We start from the raw sequence: 23,826 nt of genomic DNA, 5'->3' as shown, positions 1-23,826 counted from the left end.
ACCATGCGCGTACTGCTCACCGGACACCAGGGCTACCTGGGCACCGTGATGGCCCCGGTCCTTGCGGCCGCCGGTCACGAAGTCGTCGGCCTCGACGCCGGCCTGTTCGCCGACTGCGTCCTCGGCCCGGCGCCCGCGGACCCGCAGGGGCACCGGGTCGACCTGCGCGACGTCACGGCCGACCACGTGGCCGGGGTGGACACCGTGATCCACCTGGCCGCGCTCTCCAACGACCCGCTGGGATCGCTGGCGCCGGAGCTCACCTACGACATCAACCACCACGCGTCCGTGCGGCTGGCCCGGCTGGCCCGCGACGCCGGGGTGCGGCGCTTCCTGTACGCGTCGACCTGCTCCGTCTACGGCGCCGCCGGCGGCGACGACCTGGTGGGCGAGGACGCCCCGCTGCGCCCGGTGACGCCGTACGCGGAGTCCAAGGTGCGAGTGGAGGACGACCTGCACGCCCTGGCCGACGGCGACTTCACCCCCGTGTTCATGCGCAACGCCACCGCCTTCGGCTACTCCCCCCGGCTGCGCGCCGACATCGTGCTGAACAACCTGGTGGGCCACGCGCTCCTGTCCGGTGAGGTGCTGGTGCTCTCCGACGGCACGCCCTGGCGCCCGCTGGTGCACGCCGCCGACATCGCGCGGGCGTTCACGGCCGCGCTGACCGCTCCGCGGGAAGCGGTGCACGACCGGGCGTTCAACATCGGCAGCGAGATCAACAACGTCACCGTCGCCGAGATCGCCGGGCAGGTCGCCGAGGCGGTACCCGGCTCGAAGGTGGTGATCACCGGGGAGACCGGCGCCGATCCGCGCTCGTACCGGGTGGACTTCTCCCGGTTCCGCGCCGCGATACCCGGCTTCGACTGCGAGTGGACGGTGAAGCAGGGCGCGCTCGAACTCGCCGACGCCTACCGCAACCACGGGCTGACCCGGGAGGACTTCGAGCGGCGCTTCACGCGCCTTGCCGTGCTGCGCGCGGCATCGGACGCCGGCGCCGTCGACGACACCCTGCGGTGGCGCCCGTGACCGAGATCGGCGAGGAGATGTACGCGCTGGTGGAGCGGCTGTACCCGCTGTGCCGGAGCATCACCGGCGACGGCGTGCGCGCCACCCTGGACATCGTCGCGGAGTACATCCCGCTCCGGACGCACGAGGTACCGACCGGCACGCAGGTGCTCGACTGGACGGTGCCGCAGGAGTGGAACATCCGGGACGCGTACATCGCCGACGCCGACGGCAACCGGGTCGTCGACTTCGCCGCATCGAGCCTGCACGTGCTCGGCTACAGCGTGCCGGTGTCGGCGACCATGCCGCTGGCCGAGCTCCGGCAACACCTGCACACCCTGCCGGACCACCCGAGTTGGGTGCCGTACCGCACCAGCTACTACAAGCCGGAGTGGGGCTTCTGCCTGGCGCAGGACACCCTGGACGCGATGCCCGACGGCGAGTACGAGGTCCGCATCGACTCCACCCTCGCCGACGGCCATCTCACCTACGCCGAGCACGTGGTCCCGGGGCAGGTCCCCGACGAGGTGATCGTCTCCTGCCATGTCTGCCACCCGTCGCTGGCCAACGACAACCTGGCCGGCATCGCGGTGGCGACGTACCTGGCCCGGGAGCTGGCGGAGCGGACGCCGTACTACACCTACCGGTTCCTCTTCGCGCCCGGCACCATCGGGGCGATCACCTGGCTCGCCCGCAACGCGGAGCGGGTGGAGCGGGTCAAGCACGGGCTGGTGCTGGCCTGCGCCGGCGACCCGGGCCGGCTGACGTACAAGCAGAGCAGGCGCGGCGACGCGGAGATCGACCGAGTGATGCGGCACGTGCTGGCCGCCTCCGAACGCCCGCACCGGGTCACCGAGTTCACGCCCTACGGCTACGACGAGCGGCAGTTCTGCTCGCCCGGGTTCGATCTCGGCGTGGGCTCGCTCACCCGGACCCCGTACGCCGGCTACCCCGAGTACCACACCTCGGCGGACAACCTGGACTTCGTCTCCCCTCAGGCGATGGCGGACACGCTCGCCGTCTGCCGCGAGGCGTTCGCCGTCCTCGACCGCAACCGCCAGTACGTCAACCTCAGCCCCTACGGCGAACCGCAGCTGGGCCGGCGCGGGCTGTACGACGCGCTCGGCGGCCGCAGCGACACCAAGCAGGCCCAGATGGCCATGCTCTGGGTGCTCAACCTCTCCGACGGCGAGCACAGTCTGCTGGACGTCGCCGCGCGGTCCGGGCTGCCGTTCGACACCGTCGCCGCCGCGGCCGACGCCCTGCGCGGCGCCGGGCTGATCAAGGCGTGACGCCGATGACCTCCGAGGGGGAGACGACGACACCGGCCGGGTCCGGCCGGCGGGCCCTCGTCGGCCGGCTGTCCTGGGGGCTGGCCGACCAGGCGGCCTCCAGCGTGACCAACTTCGCGGTGGGCATCTACGTGGCCCGCTCCCTCGGGCTGGCCGCGTTCGGCGTGTTCAGCCTGGCCTGGGTGACCTACGGCGTGGTGCTCAGCGTCTCGCGCGGGCTGGCCACCGACCCGCTCGTGGTGCGCTTCAGCGGCGTGCCGGACGCCTCCTGGCGCGGGGCGGTGGCCCGGTCGTCGGGTACCGCGCTCGGCGTCGGTGCCGCCATCGGCGCGGCGTGCCTGGTGGCCGGACCGGGGCTCGGCGGCCGTGTGGGGCCCGCGTTCGCCTGCCTCGGCGTCATGCTGCCGGGGCTGCTGCTGCAGGACGCCTGGCGATACGCGTTCTTCGCCGCCGGCACCGGGCGGAAGGCATTCGTCAACGACCTCGTGTGGGGCGTCGCGCTCGTCCCGGCCATGGTGGTGGCGGCCCGCGTCGGCAGCGTGGCCGCTTTCGTGCTCGCCTGGGGCGCGTCCGCCGCGGTGGCCGCGGTGTACGGCTGCTTCCAGTCCGGCATCCGGCCCCGGCCGGCCGGGGCGCGCGAGTGGCTTCGCGAGCAGCGCGATCTCAGCTACCGGTACCTGGCCGAGAACGTCGGCGTCAGCGGCGCGAGCCAGCTGCGGGCGTACGGGCTCGGCGCGATCGCCGGGGTCGGCGCGGTGGGCGCGATCCGGGGCGCGGAGCTGCTGCTCGGCCCGTTCCTCGCCGTGCTGATGGGTCTCTCGCTGGTCACCGTGGCGGAGGCGGCACGGGTGCTGCGGCGGGCCCCGCACCGGCTGGCCAGGTTCTGCCTCCTGCTCGGCGGCGGGCAGGCCGCCGCCGCACTGCTCTGGGGCACGGCACTGCTGCTGGTGCCGGACCGGCTCGGCGAGCTCGTGCTCGGCGACGTCTGGAGCTCTGCCGCGCAGCTCATCGTGCCGGCCACGCTCGGCGTCGCGGGCGCCGGCCTCGGCACCGGCGCGGCGGCCGGGCTGCGCGCGCTCGGCGCGGCCCGGCGCAGCCTGCGCAGCCAGCTGTTCGCCTCCGCCTGTTACGTCATCGGCGGGCTCGGCGGGGCGGCCGTGGCCGGCACGGTCGGCTCGGCCTGGGGCGTCGCCGCCGCGACCGCCTGCGGCTCGGCCGTGTGGTGGCTGCACCTGCGGTCCGCCCTGCGCGAGCGCCATCAAGACCTTTTCCGTGAAGTGAGGACGCCATGACCGCCCAACCCCGGCTGAGCATCGGCCTGCCCGTCTACAACGGCGAGGAGTACCTCGCCGAGGCGCTCGACGCCCTGCTCGGCCAGACCTACGAGGACTTCGAGCTGGTCATCTCCGACAACGCCTCGACCGACGGCACCCAGGACATCTGCCGCCGGTACGCCGCGAAGGACTCGCGCATCCGGTACCTCCGCCTGTCGCGGAACATCGGCGCCGCGCCGAACCACAACTTCGTCTTCACCGAGTGCCGCGGCGAGCTGTTCAAGTGGGCCTCGCACGACGACCTGTACGCCCGGGACCTGCTGCTCCGCTGCGTCCAGGCGCTGGACGAGCGGCCGGACGTGATCCTCGCGCACAGCGGCCAGGCGGTCATCGACGGCGACGGCCGGGTTAAGGTCCCCTACGAGTACGGGCTCGCCACCGACTCGCCGCACGCGCCGGAACGCTTCCGCAGCCTGCTGTTCGAGCCGGGCGGCGACGACTTCTACGGAGTGATGCGGGCCGACGTGCTGCGCCGGGTGAAGCCGCATGACAGCTACCACCACGCGGACCGCACGTTCGTCGCCGAGATCACCCTGCACGGGCCCTTCCACCAGGTGCCGGAGCTGCTGTACTTCCGCCGCGACCACCCCACCCGCGCCGAGCGGGCGAACCCGTCCAAGCGCTCCCGGTGCGTCAACCTGGACCCGCGCCGGGCCGGCCCGCTGCACCCGACGCCCCGGCTGCTGGCCGAGTACGTCTGGGGCTTCGCCTCGGCGATCCGGCGGGCGCCGTTGTCCCCGGCGGACCGGCGCGCGTGCTACCGCCACCTGGCCGCGTGGATGACCAGCCGGGTCCGGCCGGGCGCCGGCGAGCGGGTCGAGGACCGCGCCCCGGTCGCCCCGGGCCGGCTCACGGTCTCCGTCGACGCCCTGGTCGCCGGCCGTGAGGGGAGGCAGGCGTGACCGCTGCCCGCGTCGGGGTGTTCGGCCTGCTCGGGTCCGGCAACCTCGGCAACGACGGGTCGCTCGAGGCCGTGCTCGGCTACCTCCGTGCCGAGCACCCGGAGGCGGTCGTGGACGCGCTGTGCGGCGGGCCCGAGGTCGTCACGGCCCGGTACGGCATCCCCGCGACGCGGCTGCACTGGTACCGCGGGGAGTACCGGACCGCGTCGCGTGCGGGCGCGATCGCGGCCAAGGGGCTGGGCAAACTCGTCGACGCCGTCCGCACCGCTGCCTGGGTGCGCCGGCACGAGGTGGTGATCGTGCCGGGCATGGGCGTCCTGGAGGCCACGCTGCCGCTGCGGCCGTGGGGCTTCCCCTACTCGCTGTTCCTGCTCTGCGCGAGCGGCCGGCTGCTGCGCACCCGGGTCGCGCTGGTCGGCGTCGGCGCGGACAGGATCAGCGACCGGCCCACCCGGGCCCTGGTGCGCTGGTCGGCACGGCTGGCCGCGTACCGGTCGTACCGGGACGCCCTGTCCCGCGACGCGATGCGGGCGATGGGCGTGGACACCGCGCGCGACGAGGTCTACCCGGACCTCGCCTTCGCCCTGCCGGCACCGCCGGCGAGCCCGCCCTCGGGTACGCCCGGCGGAGTATGCGTGGGCGTCATGGCCTTCCACGGCGGCAACGACGACCGCGCCCGGGCCGAGGAGATCCACCGGCGCTACCTCGACGGGGTGACCCGCTTCGTCCGCGCGCTGGTGGCGGACGGCAGGCCGGTCCGGCTGCTCACCGGCGACGCGTGCGATGCGCCGGTGGTCGCGGCGATCCTCGACGCGGTGAACTCGCCGCTGGTCACGGCTGCCGAGGCGGCCTCGCTGGCCGACCTGCTGAAGGAGACGGCGGCTGCCGACACCGTGGTGGCGACCCGGTACCACAACCTGGTCTGCGCCCTGAAGGCCGGCACACCGGCGCTCGCACTCAGCTACGCGGTGAAGAGCGACGCGCTCATGGCCCGGATGGGGCTGGACGCGTTCTGCCACCCGGCGCGCGAGGTCGACGCCGACCGGCTGCTCGAACAGTTCCGGGCGCTGGAGAAGCGATCGGCGGAGCTGCGGCGGACCCTCACCGAGCGCAACCGGGCCACCGCCCGGCAACTCGACGACCAGTTCACCGCCTTGACGGCTGCCCTGTTCCCGGCGGCCGAACACCACCACGTATATCGGGAGGCTCGATGAAGGCGACCGAAGTCCCCCAGATCGCCGGCGCGTACCTGTTCGAGCCGACGCCGTACGCCGACGAGCGCGGCTTCTTCTGCCGCACCTTCGACGCCGACGTGGTCCGCTCGGTCGGCCTCGACCCGGACGCCTTCGTCCAGGACAGCCTGTCCCGCTCGGTCCGGGGCGTGCTGCGCGGCCTGCACCTGCGCTCCGGTGCCGGCGAGGCCAAGCTGGTGCGGTGCTCGTACGGGAGGATCTTCGACGTCGTCGTGGACCTGCGCGCCGACTCGCCGACCTACCTGGGCCGGGCTTTCTTCGAGCTGTCCGGCGACACGCAGCTGACCCTGTACATCCCGGCGGGGTGCGCGCACGGCTTCCAGGCCCTGACCGAAACCGCTGACACCTCGTACCGGATCGACCGCCCGCACGATCCGGCCGAGGACGTGACGATCGCCTTCGACGACCCGGAACTCGCCATCCCCTGGCCGCTGGCGGCCACATCGATGTCCCAGCGGGACCGGGAGGCGCCGAGCCTCGCCGAGGTCCTGAAGCACAAGGAGAGTTGAGGCCCACGTGGACACCGAACACACGGAAGAGACCGAGGAGTTCCTCCTGCCCCGGTCGCGGGCGGCGAACGAGCGGCTGCATGCCATGATCCCCGGGGGCGCGCACACCTACGCCAAGGGCGACGACCAGTACCCCGAGAACCTGGCCCCGGTCATCAGCCACGGCCGCGGTGCCCATGTGTGGGACGTCGACGGCAACCGTTACGTCGAGTACGGCTCCGGCCTGCGGTCGGTCAGCCTCGGCCACGCCCACCCCCGCGTGACCGAGGCGGTGCGGCGGGAACTCGACCGCGGCTCCAACTTCGTGCGGCCCTCCATCGTGGAGGTCGAGGCCGCGGAACGCTTCCTGGCCACGGTGCCGACCGCCGAGATGGTGAAGTTCGCGAAGAACGGCTCCGACGCCACCACCGCCGCGGTGCGCCTCGCCCGCGCCGCCACCGGGCGCCCGCGGGTGGCCCTCTGCGCCGACCATCCGTTCTTCTCCACCGACGACTGGTTCATCGGCACCACTCCGATGTCCGCCGGCATCCCGGCGTCGACCACCGACCTCACCGTGGCGTTCCCCTACGGAGACCTGGCCGCCACGGAGGAGGTGCTGAACCGCTACGGGAACGAGGTCGCCTGCCTGATCCTCGAACCCGCCACCCACACCGAGCCGCCGCCCGGGTACCTCGCCGGCCTGCGCGAACTGGCCGACCGGTACGGCTGCGTCCTGATCTTCGACGAGATGATCACCGGCTTCCGCTGGTCCGAGGCGGGCGCCCAGGGCCTGTACGGCGTCGTCCCCGACCTCTCCACGTTCGGCAAGGCGCTGGGCAACGGCTTCGCCGTCTCCGCGCTGGCCGGGCGCCGCGAGCTGATGGAGCGGGGCGGGCTGCGTCACTCCGGCGACCGGGTGTTCCTGCTGTCCACCACGCACGGTGCGGAAACGCACTCCCTGGCCGCCGCGATGGCCGTGCAGACCACCTACGCCGAGGAGGGCATCACCGCGCGGCTGCACGCCCTCGGGGAGCGGCTGGCCGCCGGGGTCCGCGACGCCGCGGCCGGGATGGGCGTCGGCGACCACATCGTCGTCCGGGGCCGGGCCAGCAACCTGGTCTTCGCCACCCTCGACGAGAACGGGCAACCGTCGCAGGAGTACCGCACCCTGTTCCTGCGCCGGCTCCTCGCGGGCGGGGTACTGGCCCCGTCGTTCGTGGTGAGCGGCGCGCTCACCGACGCCGACATCGACCACACCGTCGACGTGGTGGCCCAGGCATGTGCGGTGTACCGGAAGGCACTGGACGCCTCCGACCCCGCCCCGTGGCTCGGCGGACGACCGGTGAAGCCCGTATTCCGCCGCCTGGCGTGAGGTGACGTCAGCGACGCTTCCCTCGACCGCCGTCAGCCACCCGATCGACCAGCCACGCGGTCGCCGGTACCACCGCCAGCGCGGTGCACCAGCCGCCGAGGACGTCGGTCGGGTAGTGCGCTCCCAGAGCGACCTGCGCCCAGCCCATGGCGGCGCCGGCGACCAGCGCCGCGGCGAGCACGAGTGACGTGCCGGCCGTCCTGCCGAGGCCGAGCCGGCCGGTCGCGAACAGCGCCACCACGAGGGCGAGCGCGCTGAGGAAGGCGGTGTGCCCGCTCGGATAGGACAGGTTGCCGTCGCCGTGGATGGTGCGTCCCACCAGGTGCTTGAGCAGCGTCGCCGTGCCCACGCTCAGACCGGTGCCGGCAACGACGAGCACCGCCGCGCGAGGACGCCGAAGCAGCAGGCAGCCCGTCACGGCGGCCACGACCAGCGCCGCCGCTCCCACGGGCTCCCCCGAGAAGTCCGTGGCCAGGGCGAGGTACCGCCAGGGCGGCCCCACACTGTCCGCCGTCGGCTGGATGATCCACCTGTCCACCCTGCCGGGCTCGCTGTGGCCGGCGTACAGGACCCCGAGCACGACGACCACCACCGCGGCGAGGGCCGCGACCGGCCCGAGCCACGCGCGCAGCACTGAGGGCAGCACCGCGGGCCTGCGCAGCAGTGGTTCGTGTCCCGGTCCCATGTCCCCCGCCGCTACCGCGCTGCCGCGCCCCCGCCAGTCTCTGCCCGCCACCCTAGCCAGCAATGCGGTCGCGGAGAACCGCCGCCGGAGATCCCGATCGGTCCCCCACCGCGTCAGCGGGGAGCGTGGTGTCCCCGGCTGTTGTTTGACTGCGCTTCTGGCATGTGTAAGATCTGACTTACACATGAAGTCCGATGCGCTGGGAGGTGAGGGCGGTGACCAGCGAAGAGCTTCTGGCCTTCCTCTCCGCCGTGGGCCACACCCAGAGGCTCCGGGCCATCGCAAGCCTTGCCGACGGCCGTATGTACGTCAGTGAACTGGCCCGGCAACTGGGCATGTCCCGCCCCCTGCTGTACATGCACCTGGAGCGCCTGGAGAAGGCGGGCCTGGTCGTCGGCCACCTGGAACTCTCCGACGACGGCAAGGCTTTGAAGTACTTCGAGCTGGTGCCGTTCGATCTGCACCTCAACGTGCAGACGATCCTGGACGCCCTGCGCGCGGACGAGCAGCAGGCGGGTGCAGCGGACGGGCCTGCGGATGAGGAAGGTTAGAATGTTATGAGGGGGACCCGGACATGACCGGCGCCATCGTCGCCATCACCATCGTCTTGATCGTCGTCGGGGGTATCACGGCGGCGGTGGTCTCGCACTTCAGACTCCAGCGCCACCGCGCCGACGCCGTGGCCGTGGCCTCGTACCGCAAGCTCGCCGAAGAAGCGGTCGCCCGGCAGGAGGCCCTGCAGGCCGAACTGGCCGAGCTGAAGGCCCGCGCGAGCTCGATCGACGACATGCTGCGGAGGATCGAGTGAGCAGGGCGGCACCCGGGCGCCTGCGCCCTGCGGCCTCCCTCGTCCGACTTCCGTTATCCGCCGCCCCCTGGCTCGCCGCCGGCTACCTCGCAAGCTATCCCCTGGTCGGGGGCGCCCTGTTCGCCGTGGCGACGGCCGCCTTCGTGGGCGGCGTGGTGCTGAGCCAGTTCACCGTGACCCTGCCGCTGATCATCGGCTCGGTGTGGGTGATCGCAAGAACCTGGTGTCCATGTCGGCCGTGTTCGGCGGTATGTCCGTGATGGTCACGGTGTTCGTGGTGGCCGGCACACTCGGTCTGTCCCTGCAGCAGAGGCAGCGGCAGATGGCGCTGCTGCGCGCGATCGGCTCCACGCCCGGCCAGGTCCGGCGCATGGTGCTGGCCGAGACGTTCACCATCGCCGTGTTCGCCACCGCCCTGGCCTGCGTGCCCGGGCCGCGGGTGGGGCACTGGCTGCTCGGCCGGTTCGCGGACGCGGGTGTGGTGCCCGGCATGCTGATCCACCGCGCCGGCTGGATCCCGATGATCGTGGGCGCCGGGGCGGGGCTGGTGACCGCGCTCGGGGCCGCCTGGATCGCGGCCCGCGCCGCCGCCCGGACACGCCCGACCGAGGCGCTGGCCGAGGCGTCCCTGCAGCGTCGCCGGCTCAACTGGATCCGGCTCCTCTTCGCCGTCCTCTGCCTGGCGGGCGGCGTCACCCTCGCGATCGTCACGGTGAACGTCGACGGCACGGTGGCGGGCAGCACCGCCACACCGGCCGCGATGCTGTGGACCGCCGGCTTCGGCCTGCTGGGCCCCACCCTGAGCAGGCTGATGACGGCCCTGTTGCGCTGGCCGCTGCGCGCGGTCACCGGCTTCTCCGGGCAACTGGCCATGCTCAACGCCAAGGCCCGGCCGGCCCGGCTGGCCGGAGCGGTCATGCCGGTCATGCTCGCCACCGGTCTGGCCACCGCCCTCATCTACCTGCAGACGACCCAGAACCAGGGCGCCCAGCAGGCGTTCGAGGACAACCTCCGAGCCGACCTCGTGCTCACCTCGGTGTCCGGCGGGCTCCCCTCGTCCCTGGCCGACGGCATCGGCAAGGAGCCCGGCGTGGCGGCCGCCTCCGCCTATGTGCCGAGCTCCGGCTTCCTGGAGCCGTCCAAGGCCGAGATGGCGGAGTACGACGGCAAGGGCCGCAGGCCGAAGGGCGAGCGGGTGCAGATCACCGGCGTGTCCCCGGCCGGCATCGAACGCACCACGGCGATCCGTGCGGTGAGCGGCAGTCTGGCCGATCTGCGCGGGGACACCGTGGCCCTGCCCGAGTCCGCCGCCGGAGGACACCACATCGGTGAGCGGATCCCCATGCGCATGGGCGACGGCACCGTGGTCGAGCCCCGCATGGTGGCGACCGTCGGGGACCAGCGCGGGTACGGCGCGGCCCTGATGCCCGCCGCCGTGGTGGCCGCGCACACCACCGACGGCGTGGTGCCGCAGATCCTGGTCGCGGCGGACCCCGGCACCGACACCGCACGGCTCACCGCCGAACTCACCGGACCCGGCGCGCCGTTGCCCGGGCTGCGCGCGGCCGGCCGGGCGGACCTGGTCACCGCCTCGGCCGAGCAGAACGACACCCAGACCTGGGTGGCGTACCTCCTGGTCGCCATGGTCGTCGGATACGCCGTCATCGCCCTGGTGAACTCCCTGGTGATGGCGACCGGCGAGCGGCGCCGCGAGTTCACCCTGCAGCGTCTGGTCGGCGCGACCCGGGGCCAGGTGATGCGAATGATGACGGTGGAGGCGCTGCTGACCGCGCTGGCCGGTCTCGGGCTGGGCATGCTGGTCGCGGTCCTGACCCTGGTCCCGCTGAGCAAGGCCGTACTCGCCCGGGCGCTGCCCGCCGGACCACCGTCGATTCTGCTGGCCGTCCTCGTGTCCGCGCTCGCCCTGACGGTCGGTACGACACTGCTCACCGCCCGAATGGCGCTGCGCACCCGGCCCTCGGCGGCCATCGGCAGCCGGGAATGAGTCTGACGCCGCCCGCATTACCCGCGGTCACCTGTGTGTTTCGCCCACCACTTGAGAACGTGGTGGGCGAAACCTTGTGAAACCTACGCTCGCTCCTATGGCGTTGAAGCCCATCGGAAACCATCGTCGCGGAAGCCGGGCCGGCTCACCCTCGTGATCTCCACGGACACCGTGCTAGGACCTCCTCGCGGGCCTTGTTCCGCGCGCGGCGACAGAACGAGTCGGCAGTGCGTCGAGGGCGGCTTGGGTGACCTCTTCGGGGGTGCGGCCGTCGGTGGCGACCACGGCCGTGGCGACTTCCTCGTAGAGGTGGCGGCGGGCCTCCATCAGCTCGCGCCACTGCTTGCGCGGGTTGATGGCGAGCAGCGGCCGGGCCGCGTTCAGACCGGTGCGCTTGACCGCCTCTTCGACATCCATCGACAGATACACCACGCGCTGCCCGGCCAGCAGCGCGCGCGTGTCCGGGTCGAGGACGGCGCCGCCGCCCAGCGCCAGCACACCCTCGTGCCCGGCCAGTGCCTCGCGCACGGCCTGCTTCTCGATCGCCCGGAAAGCGGGCTCGCCCTCCTCGACGAAGATCTCGGCAATCGTCCGGCCCTGCGCGGCGACGATGTCGTCGTCGGTGTCCCGGTAACCGGCCCCGAGCCGCCCGGCCAGCAGCTGCCCGACGGTGGACTTGCCCACCCCCATCGGCCCCACCAGCACGACCAGCGGGCTCATCGGATGGCCAGATTCTCGAGGTAGGACCGCACGTTGCGGCGGGTCTCGGCCACACTGTCACCGCCGAACTTCTCCGCCACCGCGTCCGCCAGCACCAGCGCCACCATCGCCTCCGCGACGATCCCCGCCGCCGGCACCGCGCACACATCCGAACGCTGGTGATGGGCGGCCGTGGCCTCGCCCGTGACGACGTCCACCGTCTTCAGCGCCCGCGGCACCGTCGCGATCGGCTTCATCGCCGCCCGCACCCGCAGCAACTCACCCGTGGACAACCCGCCCTCGGTGCCGCCCGAGCGGCCGGACGTCCGCTTGATCCCCTCACCGGTCGCGACGATCTCGTCATGCGCCTTCGAACCCGGCACCCGCGCCAGGCCGAAACCGTCACCCACCTCGACGCCCTTGATCGCCTGGATGCCCATCAGCGCCGCGGCCAGCCGGGCGTCCAGACGACGATCCCAGTGCACATGCGAACCGAGCCCGACCGGCACCTCGTAGGCCAGCACCTCGACCACACCACCGAGAGTGTCACCGTCCTCGTGGGCCTGATCGATCTCCGCGACCATCGCCTTCGACGCGTCCGCGTCCAGGCACCGCACCGGATCCGCGTCCAGCCTCTCCACATCCGCCGGCCTCGGGTACACGCCGTACGGCGCCTTCGCGGCCGCCAGCTCCACCACATGCGAGACGACCTCGATACCGGCCGTCTCCTTCAGATACGACCGCGCCACCGCCCCGAGCGCCACCCGCGCCGCCGTCTCCCGCGCGGAGGCCCGCTCCAGGATCGGACGGGCCTCGTCGAAGCCGTACTTCTGCATCCCCGCCAGATCCGCATGACCGGGGCGCGGACGGGTCAGCGGAGCGTTGCGCGCCAGCCCCGCCAGCACCTCCGGGTCGACCGGGTCGGCCGCCATGACCTGTTCCCACTTCGGCCACTCGGTGTTGCCCACCATGATCGCGACCGGCGAACCGAGAGTGAGGCCGTGCCGGACGCCGCCGAGGAAGGTGACCTCGTCCCGCTCGAACTTCATCCGCGCACCGCGCCCATAGCCCAGGCGCCGCCGCGCGAGATGGTCCGCCACCATGTCCGTGGTGATCGGCACGCCGGCGGGAAGACCCTCCAGCGTCGCGACGAGTGCGGGACCGTGGGACTCCCCCGCGGTCAGCCAGCGCAACCTGCTCAACGGTGCTCCTCGATCAACTCATTCGACGGAAGAGGGCATGTGGGCGACAGGAAGCTGGGGCAGCGGTCCGGAGTCCGTCCGCCGACGGCCGAACCGATCCGCACCGCCCCCAGCCTTCGCGTGGGAAGTGCCCCCAGGTGCGAGGAGTTCGGCATCTGCGGGACCTGCACGTCGATCTTGTACGGGAACTGCGGCGCCTCCACCTCCCGCGTCACGGGTTCGGGCGCACGAGTGTGGCGTCCGGCCGCAGCGAGGCGGAACAGCGGCGCGAGGCGCACCGCATGACCGCCGTCGCGCACCACGGGCTTGGCTACGTGAAACGCCGCCAACAACTCCACCGACCGCTCGATGGACGGCACCGATCGGCGCAGCCGGCGGGCAAGATACGCCACGGTGACGTCGGCTCGTCCCGCCCTGCCCATCTCCTTCAACACGTCCCGGGCACTGTCCGGCAGCCGTTCGACGGACTCGGCGAGGTACTGGCGCACATCCAGATGCGGGCTGCTCAGCTCCTCCAGACGCTGGTGCTCGTCTTCCAGCCGGGCGGCGAAATCCGCGAGGCTGCGGTCGGGCCAGACGGCGATCCGGCTTCCCACGGCGTGGATGGCCATGGGCATGCCCTCGCACCCGGCCACGATGGCAGCCGCCGCTGCCGGCTCTCGCGCTGTTCTGTCCTCGCCGACCACGTGTGCCAGCAGTCGTCTCCCCTCTGCTTCGGGCATCGGCCCCAGCTCGACGGAGGTCACCGAGCCCGGCAGACCGGTCATCCGGCAGCGCGAGGTGACGATCACCGCGTTTCCCGAACCCGCGGGCAGCAAGGGCAGGACCTGGTCCCCGTCGGCCGCGTCGTCCAGCAGCAGGAGGAAACGGCGCCCGGCCGCCCAGCCCCGGAACATGCGCGCGAGGTCGTCGGTGCGCTCCGGCAGCGAACGGTGGTCGTACCCGGCCGCGACGAGCAGACCGCCCAGCACCTCGGCCGGACGCAGCGCCGTTCCGTCCTCCGTGTGCAAGCGAGCTTTCAACTGCCCGTCGGGGAAGTGCTCACGCAACCGATGCGCCACCTGCAGGGCGACTTCGGTCTTCCCCACTCCCGGTCCGCCGGTCACCGTCACGATGCGCACGTGCGAGTCGGCCCCGGTGCCCCGCACGGCACATGCGACACGCTCCAGTTCGTTCTGACGCCCGACGAAGACACCGATGGCCGCGGGTAACTGGAACGGAGGATTGGCTGCGGCGGCCGGCTCCGCCAACCCGCCCTGCGGCCGCGCGGGTATCCGGTCGTCGTGTCCGGCCAGTACCGCGCGCTGGAGTTCCTGCAGGCGCTCGGAGGGCTCCAGCCCCAGTTGCTCGGTCATGGCCCTGCGCAGCCGGGCGTAGGCGGACAGGGCCTCGTCGCGTTGTCCGCAGCGCTTGGCCGCCGTCATCAGCTGGGCACAGAACTCCTCGTGCACGGGGTGGCGATAGGTCAGCTCCCTGACCTCTTCCAGGAGCGACTGGTGCCTGCCCTGGGCGAGGTCCGCCGCGATGCGCTGTTCGAGTGCCCTGATCCTGAGGTCCTCCAGCCTCGTGGCCTCGGCGGCCAGGACCGGACCGGTCTCCACGTCCTCCAGTGCCGCCCCGCGCCACAGCTCCAGGCCGCGGCGCAACGCCATGGCGCCCTCGTTGGCCTGGCCGCGCGCGAGCGCCTCCCGCCCCTCCCACAGCCGCTCCTGGAAGTCCCGCAGGTCCAACTGAGCACCTTCCAGAGGAAGTCGGTATCCGTGCGGATGGGTCTCCACCGGATCCCGGCCCGGGCGAGCTCCGCCATCGCCGCTCAGGGCCTTGCGTAACTGGTAGATGTACGTCTGGACGGTCTTGCGTGCCCTTCGGGGCGGCTGTTCGCCCCACAACTCGTCGATCAGCAGGTCCATGGGGACGACACGGTCCGCATGCGTGAGCAGCACTGCGAGAACCCGGCGAGCCATGGGCGCACTGGGCGTCCGCAGCTCCCCGTTCACGCGTATCTCCATCGGTCCCAGAAGGGAAAATCGCAGCATCACAACGTCCTTACCGGTCATTGACTTCGGTTTGCAGACGGCGGCGGACGGCGGGCAGGTGCCCGCGGCGAGCCGGGCCGTCGACGACGGACCGCTATGTCAAGAGATCAGATCGCGATCGCCACGCCGGTTCACGCGGAGTGCTCGCGGGTGGCGGCGCCCAAGAGGCTCACCAAGGAAATGGAGGCGGTGGGGCGCTGCGACACCGAGTGCGGTGGTCCCTTGCGCTGGCGTACACAGGTGCAACACCCGTGGAAACACGAAGCACTTGTAGTCTCCCCCGACCTGCGCGGCCACACATGGCTTCATCCAACGCTGAACAAACAGCATGTTCACGCACGGCGTGCCATCCCGTGATCACGGTCACGCCAAGTGTCCGGAAAGGCACGTGATGTGGCCGGGCGGTCACCTGTGAACAGATCGAGCCCATGACCGGTTGCCCTCCCCCGTCTCTGTCGGCTGCACCCCCCGGGCCTGCCCACGCCTCGTGGGCAAGCCCGGGGTGTCCGTTCTGCCGGATCAGTTCCCGCTGCGGAGCGACAGGACGTGGCGGAAGACCTCGCGCGGATCCCACTCGGCCTTGATCGCGCGCAGGCGTACGGCGTTGTCCTTGTAGTACAGGTCCTCCCAGGAGACGCCCGAGGTGTTCCACTCGGGGTCGGCCATGTCGGCGTCCGGGAAGTTGATGTAGCAGCCGTCGTGTTCTTCTCCCGGTGCCGGAACACCGCCGCTCTTGGCGTACAGATCGCGGAAGAGGCGGCGCATCCAGTCCACGTTGGTCTCGTCGAGCTCCGCGTCCTGCCATGTGTTCATGAAGAACGCCTGGATGACGGAACCACGCTGGGCGGAGGCCGTGGCGTCGCCGGCCACCGAGTTGATCCGGCCTCCGTAGGACTGCAGTGCCACCAGGCTGCTGTCGTTGCTGTGGTCGGCGCTGTCGAGGTAGTCGTAGAGCGTGTCGATCTGCTCGTCGGCGTAACCGCGGCGCAGGAACGCCGACTTGACCTTCTGCCGGCCGATCTCCGCGTCCTGGGACTGGGCGAGGGCCTTCTTGGCCTCGAGCCAGGGCAGGACCTCGGTGGGCAGAACGACCGGGAAGTCGCCGAGGCCGGCGGTGAGTTCCGTGACGTAGTCGCTCATCAGCTTCTGGGCGTCCGGGCGCGTGGCGTCGACATGGGCGAAGGCCACGGCCCCCATGCCGGGATCGCCCTCACGCGGCCTGCCGAGCAGGACGAGGCCGGAGAAGAGGGAGGTGTACGCGGACTCCGGCGAGCTGTTGTTCTCGTGCCACCGGCCGAAGTTGCCGACCAGGGTGCGCAGGGCCATGCGGTCCAGCGACTCCCGGTTGAACAGGATGGTGCCCGTCAGTACGGAGGCCGGGGGCTGGGGCAGGGCCGCGCGGGGATCGTCCCCCGTGGCGTCCGGGGAACGGAACCAGTAGCGGGTGACGACGCCGAAGTTGCCACCGCCACCACCGGTGTGGGCCCACCACAGGTCGTGGTGCGGGTCCTCGGGGTCGCGGGTGGCCACGACCGCGCGGACCTCGCCGGCGGCGTCGACCACGACGACCTCCACGGCCAGCAGGTGGTCGGCCGCGAGGCCCTCGCTGCGGCTCAGGGAGCCGAAGCCGCCGCCGACCACGTGACCGCCGAGTCCGACGGTCGCGCTGTCGCCCGCGGGGAGCGTCACGCCCCAGCCTTCGTACAGCGTCCGGTACAGGTCCGCCATCCGGACACCGGGTTCGACGGCGAACGCCTTGCGCTCGGGGTCGAAGGACACCTCGCGCATCTCGCCCAGGTCGACGACCACCTGCACGGCCGGGTCACCGACCACGTTCTCGTAACCATGACCGCCGCTGCGCACGGCGATCCTCTTCCCGTCCCGGACCGCGTCGCGTACCACGCTCACGACCTGCTCGGTGGTGGTGACGACGTGGAACTCCTCCGGCCTGGCCGTGAAGCGCTTGTTGATGCCGCGCACGGACAGATCCTCGAAGGCGTCGTCGCCGGGACGGGTCACGCCCACGGGAAGGGCGGTGTTCTCGGTCATGCCGTTCCTTACATCGTGGTTGGATCGAAAAAAGGGGAGCCCGTCCCCCGCGCGCGGGGGATTCATCACGGAGGACGGGCCGTTCGGCGGCCGGGCCCGGCGCCTTACTCGGCGGCGACGGACGCGGTGCGGCGGGTTCCGCCCACCACGAGCAGCGTCAGGATGGCGAGGACGGCGCCGATCCACAGCACGCTCGTGGTGGCGATGCCGTCGACGGCGAAGCCGCCGAAGAGCGCCCCGAGCGCGATGGACAGGTTGAACGTGGAGACGTACAGCGAAGAGGCGGCCTCGGTCGCGTCCGGCGCGGCGTCGAGAATCCAGGTCTGGAAGGTGACGGGCACCGCGCCGTAGCCCAGGCCCCACAGGATCAGGAGGGCGCCCGCGGTGACGGTGCCCGTGTCGACGAGGGCGAGCAGCACCATGGCGAGGGTGAGCACCAGGGAGATGGCCAGGACGGTCTGCCGCAGCCGCTTCGCGATGAGCGCTCCGGCGATGAAGTTGCCGCAGATGCCGGCGACGCCGAAGGTGAGCAGCAGCGCGCCGATCATGTTGTCGTCGATCCCGTCGTCCTGGAGGATCGGCCGGACGAACGTGTAGGCCAGGAAGTGGCCGGTGATCACGAGGAACGTGATGGCGATCCCGGCTCGTACACCCGCGTTGCCCTTGAAGACCTTCGGCAGGTCCTTGAACGTGATGGTCTGTTCCGCCGGCACCTTCGGCATCAGGAAGACCATGCAGGCCAGGGAGGTCAGTCCCAGGATGCCCACGACGGCGAACGCGGTACGCCAGCCGCTGAGGTCACCGATGATCGTCCCTGTGGGGACGCCCAGGACGGACGCGGTCTCGACGCCGCCGAAGATGACGGCGGTGGCCCGGGGGACGTGCTTCTCCGGTACCAGCCGGAGCGCTATGCCGCCGGCGATGGACCAGAAGCCGCCCACGCTGATGCCGATCAGGAAACGGGCGGCCAGGACGACCGCGAAGCTGGTCGCGAAGGCGGAGGCCAGGTTGGCCGCGCCCACCAGGCCGATCAGGACCGCCAGCACGATGCGGCGGTCGATGCGACCGGTGGCCACGGTGACCACGGGCGCGGAGACGGCGGCGACCAGACCGGGCACGGTCACCATCAGTCCCGCGGTGCCCTCGGAGACGTCCAGGGCGGAGCCGACCGGGGTGAGCAGGCCCACGGGCAGCAGTTCGGAGGTCATCAGGGAGAAGATGCCCAGGGTCACCGCCAGGACGGCGAGCCAGCCCTTGACGGGCGAACGGCCGGTGGTGGCTGACACCGGTGTGTCGACGGTGGTCACGGCTTCATCAGCCCTTCGTCAGGAATGGGTCATGGCATGCCACGGGCGGTGGCCCCGGTGGGTCGGCCACCGCCCGTGACGGGGAACGGTCGGTTTACTCGGTGCCGGGGGTCTTGCGCGTGGTGACGTTCATCCGGTTCCACGCGTTGACGGTGAAGATGAGCGCGATGAGCTGGGCGAGCTCCTTGTCGTCGAAGTGCTTCGCGGCCTCGCTGTAGACCTCGTCCGACACGCCCTGGGGCAGGAGGGTGACGGCCTCGGTCAGCGCCAGGGCGGCCCGCTCCTTCTCGGTGTACAGGCTCGACTCCTCCCAGGCGGAGAGCTGGTAGATCCGCTCTTCCGTCTCGCCGGCCTTGCGGGCGTCGGAGGTGTGGTAGTCGATGCAGTACGCGCAGTGGTTGATCTGGGAGGCGCGGATCTGCACCAGCTCCAGCAGGACCGGGTCGAGCCCCTCACGGGCGGCGGTGTCGAGCGCCAGGACGGCCTTGAAGACCTTGGGGGCGACGGTGGAGAAGTTCATGCGCTGAGGAACCTGAAACGTTGTCATGCCTTAAAGCTAAGCGGGGAAGCGACCCAAGGTATGGTGCATTTCCATGTCAGAAACATGGGTCAATGTTTCGGAGCCCGGGACCGCCGGAGCTGAACCGGGCCAGGCCGCGGGAACCGACCTCCACCTGGAACTCTCCGGGGAGGGAAGCCTGCGCGGCCAGCTCATGCACGCCCTGCGGGATGCCATCCGCTCGGGCCGGCTCACCCCCGGTACCCGGCTGCCCCCCTACCGCAGCCTCGCCCACGATCTGGGCATCGCCCGCAACACCGTCGCCGACGCCTACGCCGAACTCGTCGAGGAGGGCTGGCTCTTCGCCCGTCAGGGCTCCGGCACCCAGGTCGCCCAGCGCGCCACTCCGTTCCATCCGCACCAGGCGCGGCGCCCGCAGCGCCCGACCCGCCGCCGCGTCCTGCACGACCTGATGCCCAGTTCGCCCGACGCGGCCGCCTTCCCGCGTGCCGCGTGGCTGACCTCCGCGCGCAGGGCCGTCGCCGCGGCCCCCAACGACGCCTTCGGCGTGGGCGATCCGCGCGGCAGGGAGGAGCTTCGCGAGACGCTCGCGGAGTATCTGGCTCGCGCCAGGGGTGTGCGCACCGATCCGGGCCGGATCGTGCTCTGTTCCGGCTTCGCCCACGCACTGCGGCTGCTGGGCGGCCTGCTGAAGGGCCCGGTCGCGGTGGAGTCGTACGGACTGGACTTCCACCGGAGCCTGCTCGAGAGCGAGGGGATGCCCACCGTCCCGCTGACGGTCGACGCGCTGGGGGCTCGGATCGACGAACTGCCGGGCACCGGCGCCGGGGCCGTCCTGCTCACGCCCGCACACCAGTTCCCCACCGGCGGCCCGCTGCACCCCGAACGCCGGACAGCGGTCATCGACTGGGCCCGCTCCTCCGGAGGGCTTCTCGTGGAGGACGACTACGACGGCGAGTTCCGCTACGACCGGCAGCCGGTCGGCGCGGTACAGGGACTCGACCCCGACCGGGTCGTCTACATCGGCTCGATCAGCAAGAGCCTGTCACCGGCGCTGCGGCTCGGCTGGATGGTGCTGCCGGGATGGCTCGTCGACGACGTCCTCGCCGCCAAGGGGCCCCGGGAGATGTGGTCGGGCGTCGTCGACCAGCTCACTCTCGCCGACTTCATCGCCTGCGGCGCCTACGACCGGCACCTGCGCCGCATGCGACAGCACTACCGGCGCCGCCGCGACCTGCTGGCGAGCACGCTCGCCGAACGTGCCCCGCACATCAGGGTCAGCGGCGTCGCGGCGGGACTCCACGCCGTACTGGAACTGCCGGAGAACACCGAGGAGGCAGCGCTGCGCGCGGCGCGGCGGCAGGGGCTGGCCCTCGACGGGCTCCGCCCCTACCGCCACCCCGACAGCACGATGCCACCGCGCGACGGCCTGGTCATCGGCTACGGCACACCCCCGGACCATGCCTTCGCCGCGGCCCTGGACGCGTTGTGCCTGGCCCTGCCCGACGCGCCGCAGGGCAACCGGTGACAGGCGCGTGACGGGCCGGTGCGGAGAGGGCCTTCCGGAGAGCGCGGCCGTGACGCCGCCCCGCCCCGAACGGGCAGCGGCGTCCGGCCCCGGGGCGAGGTGGTCCGGCGTCGGACTCCGGCTGCTCGCCGGCTCGTTCCGGCGTACCGGACGCGCGCTTCAGCGGGCGCCCGGGATGAGCTGGAGGCCGAGTTCTGCCTCCAGCCGGTCCAGGTCGCCGACGTGACCATGGGCGGCGATGTGGCCGTCCGGGCGGATCAGGTAGTAGCCGGGACGACGGCACAGCCCCTGCCGCTCGGCCGCCTCGGGTCCCCGCCACAGGACACGGAGCTGCGGCCACCGGGCCGCGACATGTCCCGTCTCGGTGACCCATCGTGCGTCCGCGGCGGGTGGCTGCAGCAGCAGCGTCCACGCCGCCGGGTCCGCGTCCGGGCCGGCCGTGCCGAGCGCCAGGGCCGCTTCGCGCGGGAACACGGTGCCCGGGCCCGGTGCCCCCGGAAGCCGGCCACGCATCCGGCAGCGCCGGCCGGACGGATGCTGGGTTTCCCGCTCGGGGGCGTAGGCGAGCCGCCGGCCGGCCATGACCGGCGCGTACAGCCGGGCCGCGGCACCGGAGCGGTCCAGCAGCGTGAACGCCGTGTCGCGGACGGCCGCGCGCCGTGGTGTGCGCGCGGTCAGGGCACGGGTGTGCAGATCGGTGTCCCGGACGATGCAGCGGGTGGCCTCGGCGCGCTCCGTGCCGTAGGTGTCCAGCAAGGAGACCGGAGAGCGGCCCTGGAGGACGGCGGCCAGCTTCCAGGCGAGGTTCTGGGCGTCCTGCAGACCGTTGTTCATGCCCTGCCCGCCCGCCGGGCTGTGGATGTGCGCGGCGTCCCCGGCCAGGAAGACCCTGCCGCGCCGGAATTCGCCGGCTCGGCGTGCGTGCACCCGGAAGACGGTCTCCCAGACCGGCTGGGTGATCCGCACCCCCCTGGGACCACGCGTGTCGATGATCTCCTGCATGGTCTCGCGGGACACGGTGCCGCCGCCCGGCATGAGGGACAGGAAGCGGAACACCCCGCCCGGCTGGGGCACGACCACCAGGGTTCCGCCGAGGGTCTGGTAGTAGGCGATCTCGTCCGGGGGGAGATGGCCGTCGATGTGCGTGTCGATCAGCGCGAACGCCATCTCGTACGTGGTGCCCTCGAAGCCGATGCCCAGCTGGCCCCGCACCGCGCTGCCGGCCCCGTCGGCGCCGATGACGAACGGCACGGAGAACCGTTCCACCGCCCCGTCGCCGTGCTCCAGGACGGCGGTGACCGTGCCACCGGGCTCGATCCGCCCGGAGAAGTCCACGCCGTCCAGGCACAGCAGCCGTACCCCTCGTTCGACCTTCCCGCCCAACGTGTGCAGGCGCTCGGTCAGGATCCGCTCCGTCTCGTACTGCGGGAGCTGCCGGGCCGCCAGATCCTCGGTGAACGTGAGGGACGCGACCGGTCTGCGGTCCGAGAAGTAACGGAACGCGTGGACGGGGACGGACAGGCGTCGCACCTCGTCGCCCACGCCCAGGTCCGTGAGAATGTCCCGCACCCGCGGCCACACCGACAGTGCTTTGGGCACCTTGGTGGGCTCCAGTGCGCGGTCGACGATCCTGACGCGGACGCCGCGGCGCAGCAGCTCGCACGCGGCGAGCAGTCCGGTGGGGCCGCCTCCGACGATCAGAACGTCGGCGTCGCCGGCAGTCACCTGTGTTCCTCCTCCCTGCCGCCGGCCGTACCTGCTCAGGCCGGCTGCTCGGTGGCGCGGCGGCGCAGCCGGGCCGCGAGCTCGATCCGCTGCACCTTCATCGTGGCCGTACGCGGCAGCTCCGCGAGCTTCATCTGCACGGGGTCCGCCAACTGCGGCCACTCCACGGTGGCCTTCTCCCAACGCGCCCGGTCCAGCGGCAGGTCGTCACGGGTGCACAGCACCGGTACGGCCTCCTGGGCCGGCCCGGGGACGACCACCAGCTCGGTCAGCTCGTCCAGTCGGCTCAGGACGGTGTCCTCGATCTCCAGGGTGGAGGCGATGCCCGGGATGGAGTCCACCTCACGGTCCAGCAGGTGCAGGCAGCCCTCCTCGGTGCGGTACCCGAGGTCCATACCGCGCCACCAGCCGCCGTGCACCTGGGTGTCGTAGCGCTCGCGCTCACCGAAGTACCCCAGCGCCCGGCCGGCGGCCTGTACGTCGATGTAGCCGGGGTTCTCCCGGGTCACCTCCTTGCCGTTGCGGCTCACCAGCTTGTACTTGGTGTCGCCCGGGAAGGCGTAGCCCTGGCAACGGCCGTCGGCCCCCAGTGCCGTCCCGCGGGTGAAGCCGCGGCCGACCAGCGGGCCCGTCTCGCTCTGCCCGTAGATCTGGTAGAAGAGCGGCGAGCTGCGCTCGGTGGCGTGCAGCAACTTGTGCATGGTGCTCGGGTGGATGGCGTCGAACGTGGTGCTGAAGTACTTCACGTTGGCCAGCGGCTTGAGGGGGTGGTCGGCCAGGACCTCCCACTCCATGAAGGAGTTGGGGTGGGACTCGATGAAGCCCGGCCGGGTCTCGGCCCACAACTCGGCCGCCTTCTGCGGGTCCGCGTCGTTCATGATGACCATCCGGTTCCCCCGGGGGAGCAGCACGGCCAGCGCCAGCGGCATCCGCGAGTGCACGTAGGACACGTGCATCGCCACGGTCTCCCGCTCGCGGATCATGTCGAAGAGCTTGGCCTGCGGACGGTAGCGGCCGTGCAGGGTGCGGGCCGAGTGGACCACCAGCTTCGGCAGACCCGTCGTGCCGGACGTGTGCGTCATGAGCGCCGGCAGGTCCGGGTGCGGCACGACGGGCTCCTGCCGGGGCGCGCCGGCCAGATCCGCCAGCGACACGGTGCCGGGACGCGACCCGGCGACGAGGATCGCCTTGCTGGTGATCTCCTCCAGCGGGGCGTCGGCGAAGGGGCCGTCCCACTTCGCCGTGTCGGTGATGAGGTACGGACCGCCCAGCCGCCGCAGCAGCGCGACGACGCTTTCCGCATCCAGTGCGGGAGAGAGCTGCACCGGGACCGCGCCGATTCGGGAAACGGCGCAGGAAAGGATGTTGATGTCGAATCCGTTGGATTTGTGGATGGCGACGTGCTCGCTGCGGCGTATGCCCGCCGCGTACAGCCGGGCCGCCATGTCGTCGATGTGCTCGGCCAGTTGGGCGAACGTCAACTGCCGCCCGGATTCCGGGAGCAGCTCCAGGTCATGGTCGAGGATGATGAGCTGGTCGCCGTGTTCGGCTGCGGCCCGCTCGGCCACGAGGCCCATGTAGAGACCTTTGTCGCTGGCCTGGACAGGAAGCAT

The 23,826-nt window shown here is 71.9% G+C and carries 20 protein-coding genes; 11 read left to right on the top strand and 9 right to left on the bottom strand.

Annotation, left to right across the window (positions count from 1 at the left end; translation table 11 throughout):
• Window positions 1-3 precede the first annotated feature (3 nt).
• Genes QF034_RS31060 through QF034_RS31030 form a run of 7 tightly spaced genes read left to right on the top strand, consistent with a single transcriptional unit; the run spans window position 4 to window position 7,649 of the window.
• Window positions 4-1,029 (top strand): NAD-dependent epimerase/dehydratase family protein, encoded by a 1,026-nt coding sequence (locus tag QF034_RS31060; RefSeq protein ID WP_307178003.1) that lies wholly within the window; start codon window positions 4-6, stop codon window positions 1,027-1,029.
• On the top strand, window positions 1,017-2,300 hold the full coding sequence (locus QF034_RS31055) for a DUF4910 domain-containing protein (protein WP_307178002.1): 1,284 nt from the start codon (window positions 1,017-1,019) through the stop codon (window positions 2,298-2,300). The genes QF034_RS31060 and QF034_RS31055 overlap by 13 nt, the downstream gene beginning before the upstream one ends.
• Window positions 2,301-2,305: 5 nt before the next feature.
• A complete protein-coding gene (locus tag QF034_RS31050) occupies window positions 2,306-3,592 on the top strand; it encodes an MATE family efflux transporter (protein WP_307178001.1) in 1,287 nt (428 codons plus the stop codon).
• Window positions 3,589-4,536: a glycosyltransferase family 2 protein gene (locus QF034_RS31045; RefSeq protein WP_307178000.1), complete on the top strand. Its 948-nt coding sequence runs from the start codon at window positions 3,589-3,591 to the stop codon at window positions 4,534-4,536. The genes QF034_RS31050 and QF034_RS31045 overlap by 4 nt, the downstream gene beginning before the upstream one ends.
• Complete coding sequence (locus QF034_RS31040) at window positions 4,533-5,750, top strand: polysaccharide pyruvyl transferase family protein (RefSeq protein WP_307177999.1); 1,218 nt, start codon at window positions 4,533-4,535, stop codon at window positions 5,748-5,750. Before QF034_RS31045 ends, QF034_RS31040 begins: the two co-directional genes overlap by 4 nt.
• Window positions 5,747-6,298, top strand: a complete 552-nt coding sequence (locus QF034_RS31035) for a dTDP-4-dehydrorhamnose 3,5-epimerase family protein (protein ID WP_307177998.1) — start codon at window positions 5,747-5,749, stop codon at window positions 6,296-6,298. Before QF034_RS31040 ends, QF034_RS31035 begins: the two co-directional genes overlap by 4 nt.
• Before the next feature lie 7 nt (window positions 6,299-6,305).
• Window positions 6,306-7,649, top strand: coding sequence for a glutamate-1-semialdehyde 2,1-aminomutase (locus QF034_RS31030; RefSeq protein ID WP_307177997.1), 1,344 nt, complete (start codon window positions 6,306-6,308; stop codon window positions 7,647-7,649).
• Between the two features lie 7 nt (window positions 7,650-7,656).
• Here QF034_RS31030 and QF034_RS31025 read toward each other — a convergent pair whose 3' ends face one another.
• Complete coding sequence (locus QF034_RS31025) at window positions 7,657-8,334, bottom strand: phosphatase PAP2 family protein (RefSeq protein WP_307177996.1); 678 nt, start codon at window positions 8,332-8,334, stop codon at window positions 7,657-7,659.
• A 215-nt stretch (window positions 8,335-8,549) separates the two neighbouring features.
• Here QF034_RS31025 and QF034_RS31020 point away from each other — a divergent pair, with 215 nt between their 5' ends.
• From QF034_RS31020 to QF034_RS31010, 3 genes are all read left to right on the top strand, one after another.
• Window positions 8,550-8,885 (top strand): ArsR/SmtB family transcription factor, encoded by a 336-nt coding sequence (locus tag QF034_RS31020; RefSeq protein ID WP_307177995.1) that lies wholly within the window; start codon window positions 8,550-8,552, stop codon window positions 8,883-8,885.
• A gap of 23 nt (window positions 8,886-8,908) precedes the next feature.
• Window positions 8,909-9,142 carry a hypothetical protein gene (locus QF034_RS31015; RefSeq protein ID WP_307177994.1) on the top strand — a complete coding sequence of 78 codons (234 nt, stop codon included), beginning with the start codon at window positions 8,909-8,911 and terminating at the stop codon, window positions 9,140-9,142.
• Between the two features lie 202 nt (window positions 9,143-9,344).
• Window positions 9,345-11,147 carry an FtsX-like permease family protein gene (locus QF034_RS31010; protein ID WP_307177993.1) on the top strand — a complete coding sequence of 601 codons (1,803 nt, stop codon included), beginning with the start codon at window positions 9,345-9,347 and terminating at the stop codon, window positions 11,145-11,147.
• 174 nt (window positions 11,148-11,321) lie between these two features.
• Here QF034_RS31010 and QF034_RS31005 read toward each other — a convergent pair whose 3' ends face one another.
• The 6 genes from QF034_RS31005 to QF034_RS30980 all read right to left on the bottom strand — a co-directional run bounded on the left by QF034_RS31005 (window position 11,322) and on the right by QF034_RS30980 (window position 18,987).
• Window positions 11,322-11,867 (bottom strand): shikimate kinase, encoded by a 546-nt coding sequence (locus QF034_RS31005; RefSeq protein WP_307177992.1) that lies wholly within the window; start codon window positions 11,865-11,867, stop codon window positions 11,322-11,324.
• Window positions 11,864-13,048 carry a chorismate synthase gene (aroC, locus tag QF034_RS31000; RefSeq protein WP_307177991.1) on the bottom strand — a complete coding sequence of 395 codons (1,185 nt, stop codon included), beginning with the start codon at window positions 13,046-13,048 and terminating at the stop codon, window positions 11,864-11,866. The genes QF034_RS31005 and aroC overlap by 4 nt, the downstream gene beginning before the upstream one ends.
• Window positions 13,045-15,057, bottom strand: a complete 2,013-nt coding sequence (locus QF034_RS30995) for an AfsR/SARP family transcriptional regulator (protein WP_307177990.1) — start codon at window positions 15,055-15,057, stop codon at window positions 13,045-13,047. Before QF034_RS30995 ends, aroC begins: the two co-directional genes overlap by 4 nt.
• Window positions 15,058-15,603: 546 nt before the next feature.
• A complete protein-coding gene (locus tag QF034_RS30990; protein WP_307177989.1) occupies window positions 15,604-17,133 on the bottom strand; it encodes an FAD-binding oxidoreductase in 1,530 nt (509 codons plus the stop codon).
• Window positions 17,134-17,237: 104 nt separating this feature from the next.
• Complete coding sequence (locus tag QF034_RS30985) at window positions 17,238-18,440, bottom strand: MFS transporter (protein WP_307177988.1); 1,203 nt, start codon at window positions 18,438-18,440, stop codon at window positions 17,238-17,240.
• A gap of 94 nt (window positions 18,441-18,534) precedes the next feature.
• A complete protein-coding gene (locus QF034_RS30980; RefSeq protein ID WP_307177987.1) occupies window positions 18,535-18,987 on the bottom strand; it encodes a carboxymuconolactone decarboxylase family protein in 453 nt (150 codons plus the stop codon).
• A gap of 46 nt (window positions 18,988-19,033) precedes the next feature.
• Between QF034_RS30980 and pdxR the strand changes: the two genes are divergently transcribed.
• On the top strand, window positions 19,034-20,488 hold the full coding sequence (gene pdxR, locus QF034_RS30975) for a MocR-like pyridoxine biosynthesis transcription factor PdxR (protein ID WP_307177986.1): 1,455 nt from the start codon (window positions 19,034-19,036) through the stop codon (window positions 20,486-20,488).
• A 159-nt stretch (window positions 20,489-20,647) separates the two neighbouring features.
• Here pdxR and QF034_RS30970 read toward each other — a convergent pair whose 3' ends face one another.
• Entirely contained in the window at window positions 20,648-22,213 is a 1,566-nt protein-coding gene (locus QF034_RS30970; RefSeq protein ID WP_307177985.1) for an FAD-dependent monooxygenase, read from the bottom strand.
• Between the two features lie 35 nt (window positions 22,214-22,248).
• The gene (locus QF034_RS30965) at window positions 22,249-23,826 is read right to left on the bottom strand and encodes a class I adenylate-forming enzyme family protein (protein WP_307177984.1); all 1,578 of its coding nucleotides are present in this window, start codon (window positions 23,824-23,826) and stop codon (window positions 22,249-22,251) included.

The organism is Streptomyces africanus, from assembly GCF_030816955.1.
GTDB classification, from domain to species: domain Bacteria; phylum Actinomycetota; class Actinomycetes; order Streptomycetales; family Streptomycetaceae; genus Streptomyces; species Streptomyces africanus.
The sequence above is the reverse complement of the archived record's forward strand: the minus strand, read 5'-3'. Positions and strand labels throughout refer to the sequence as shown.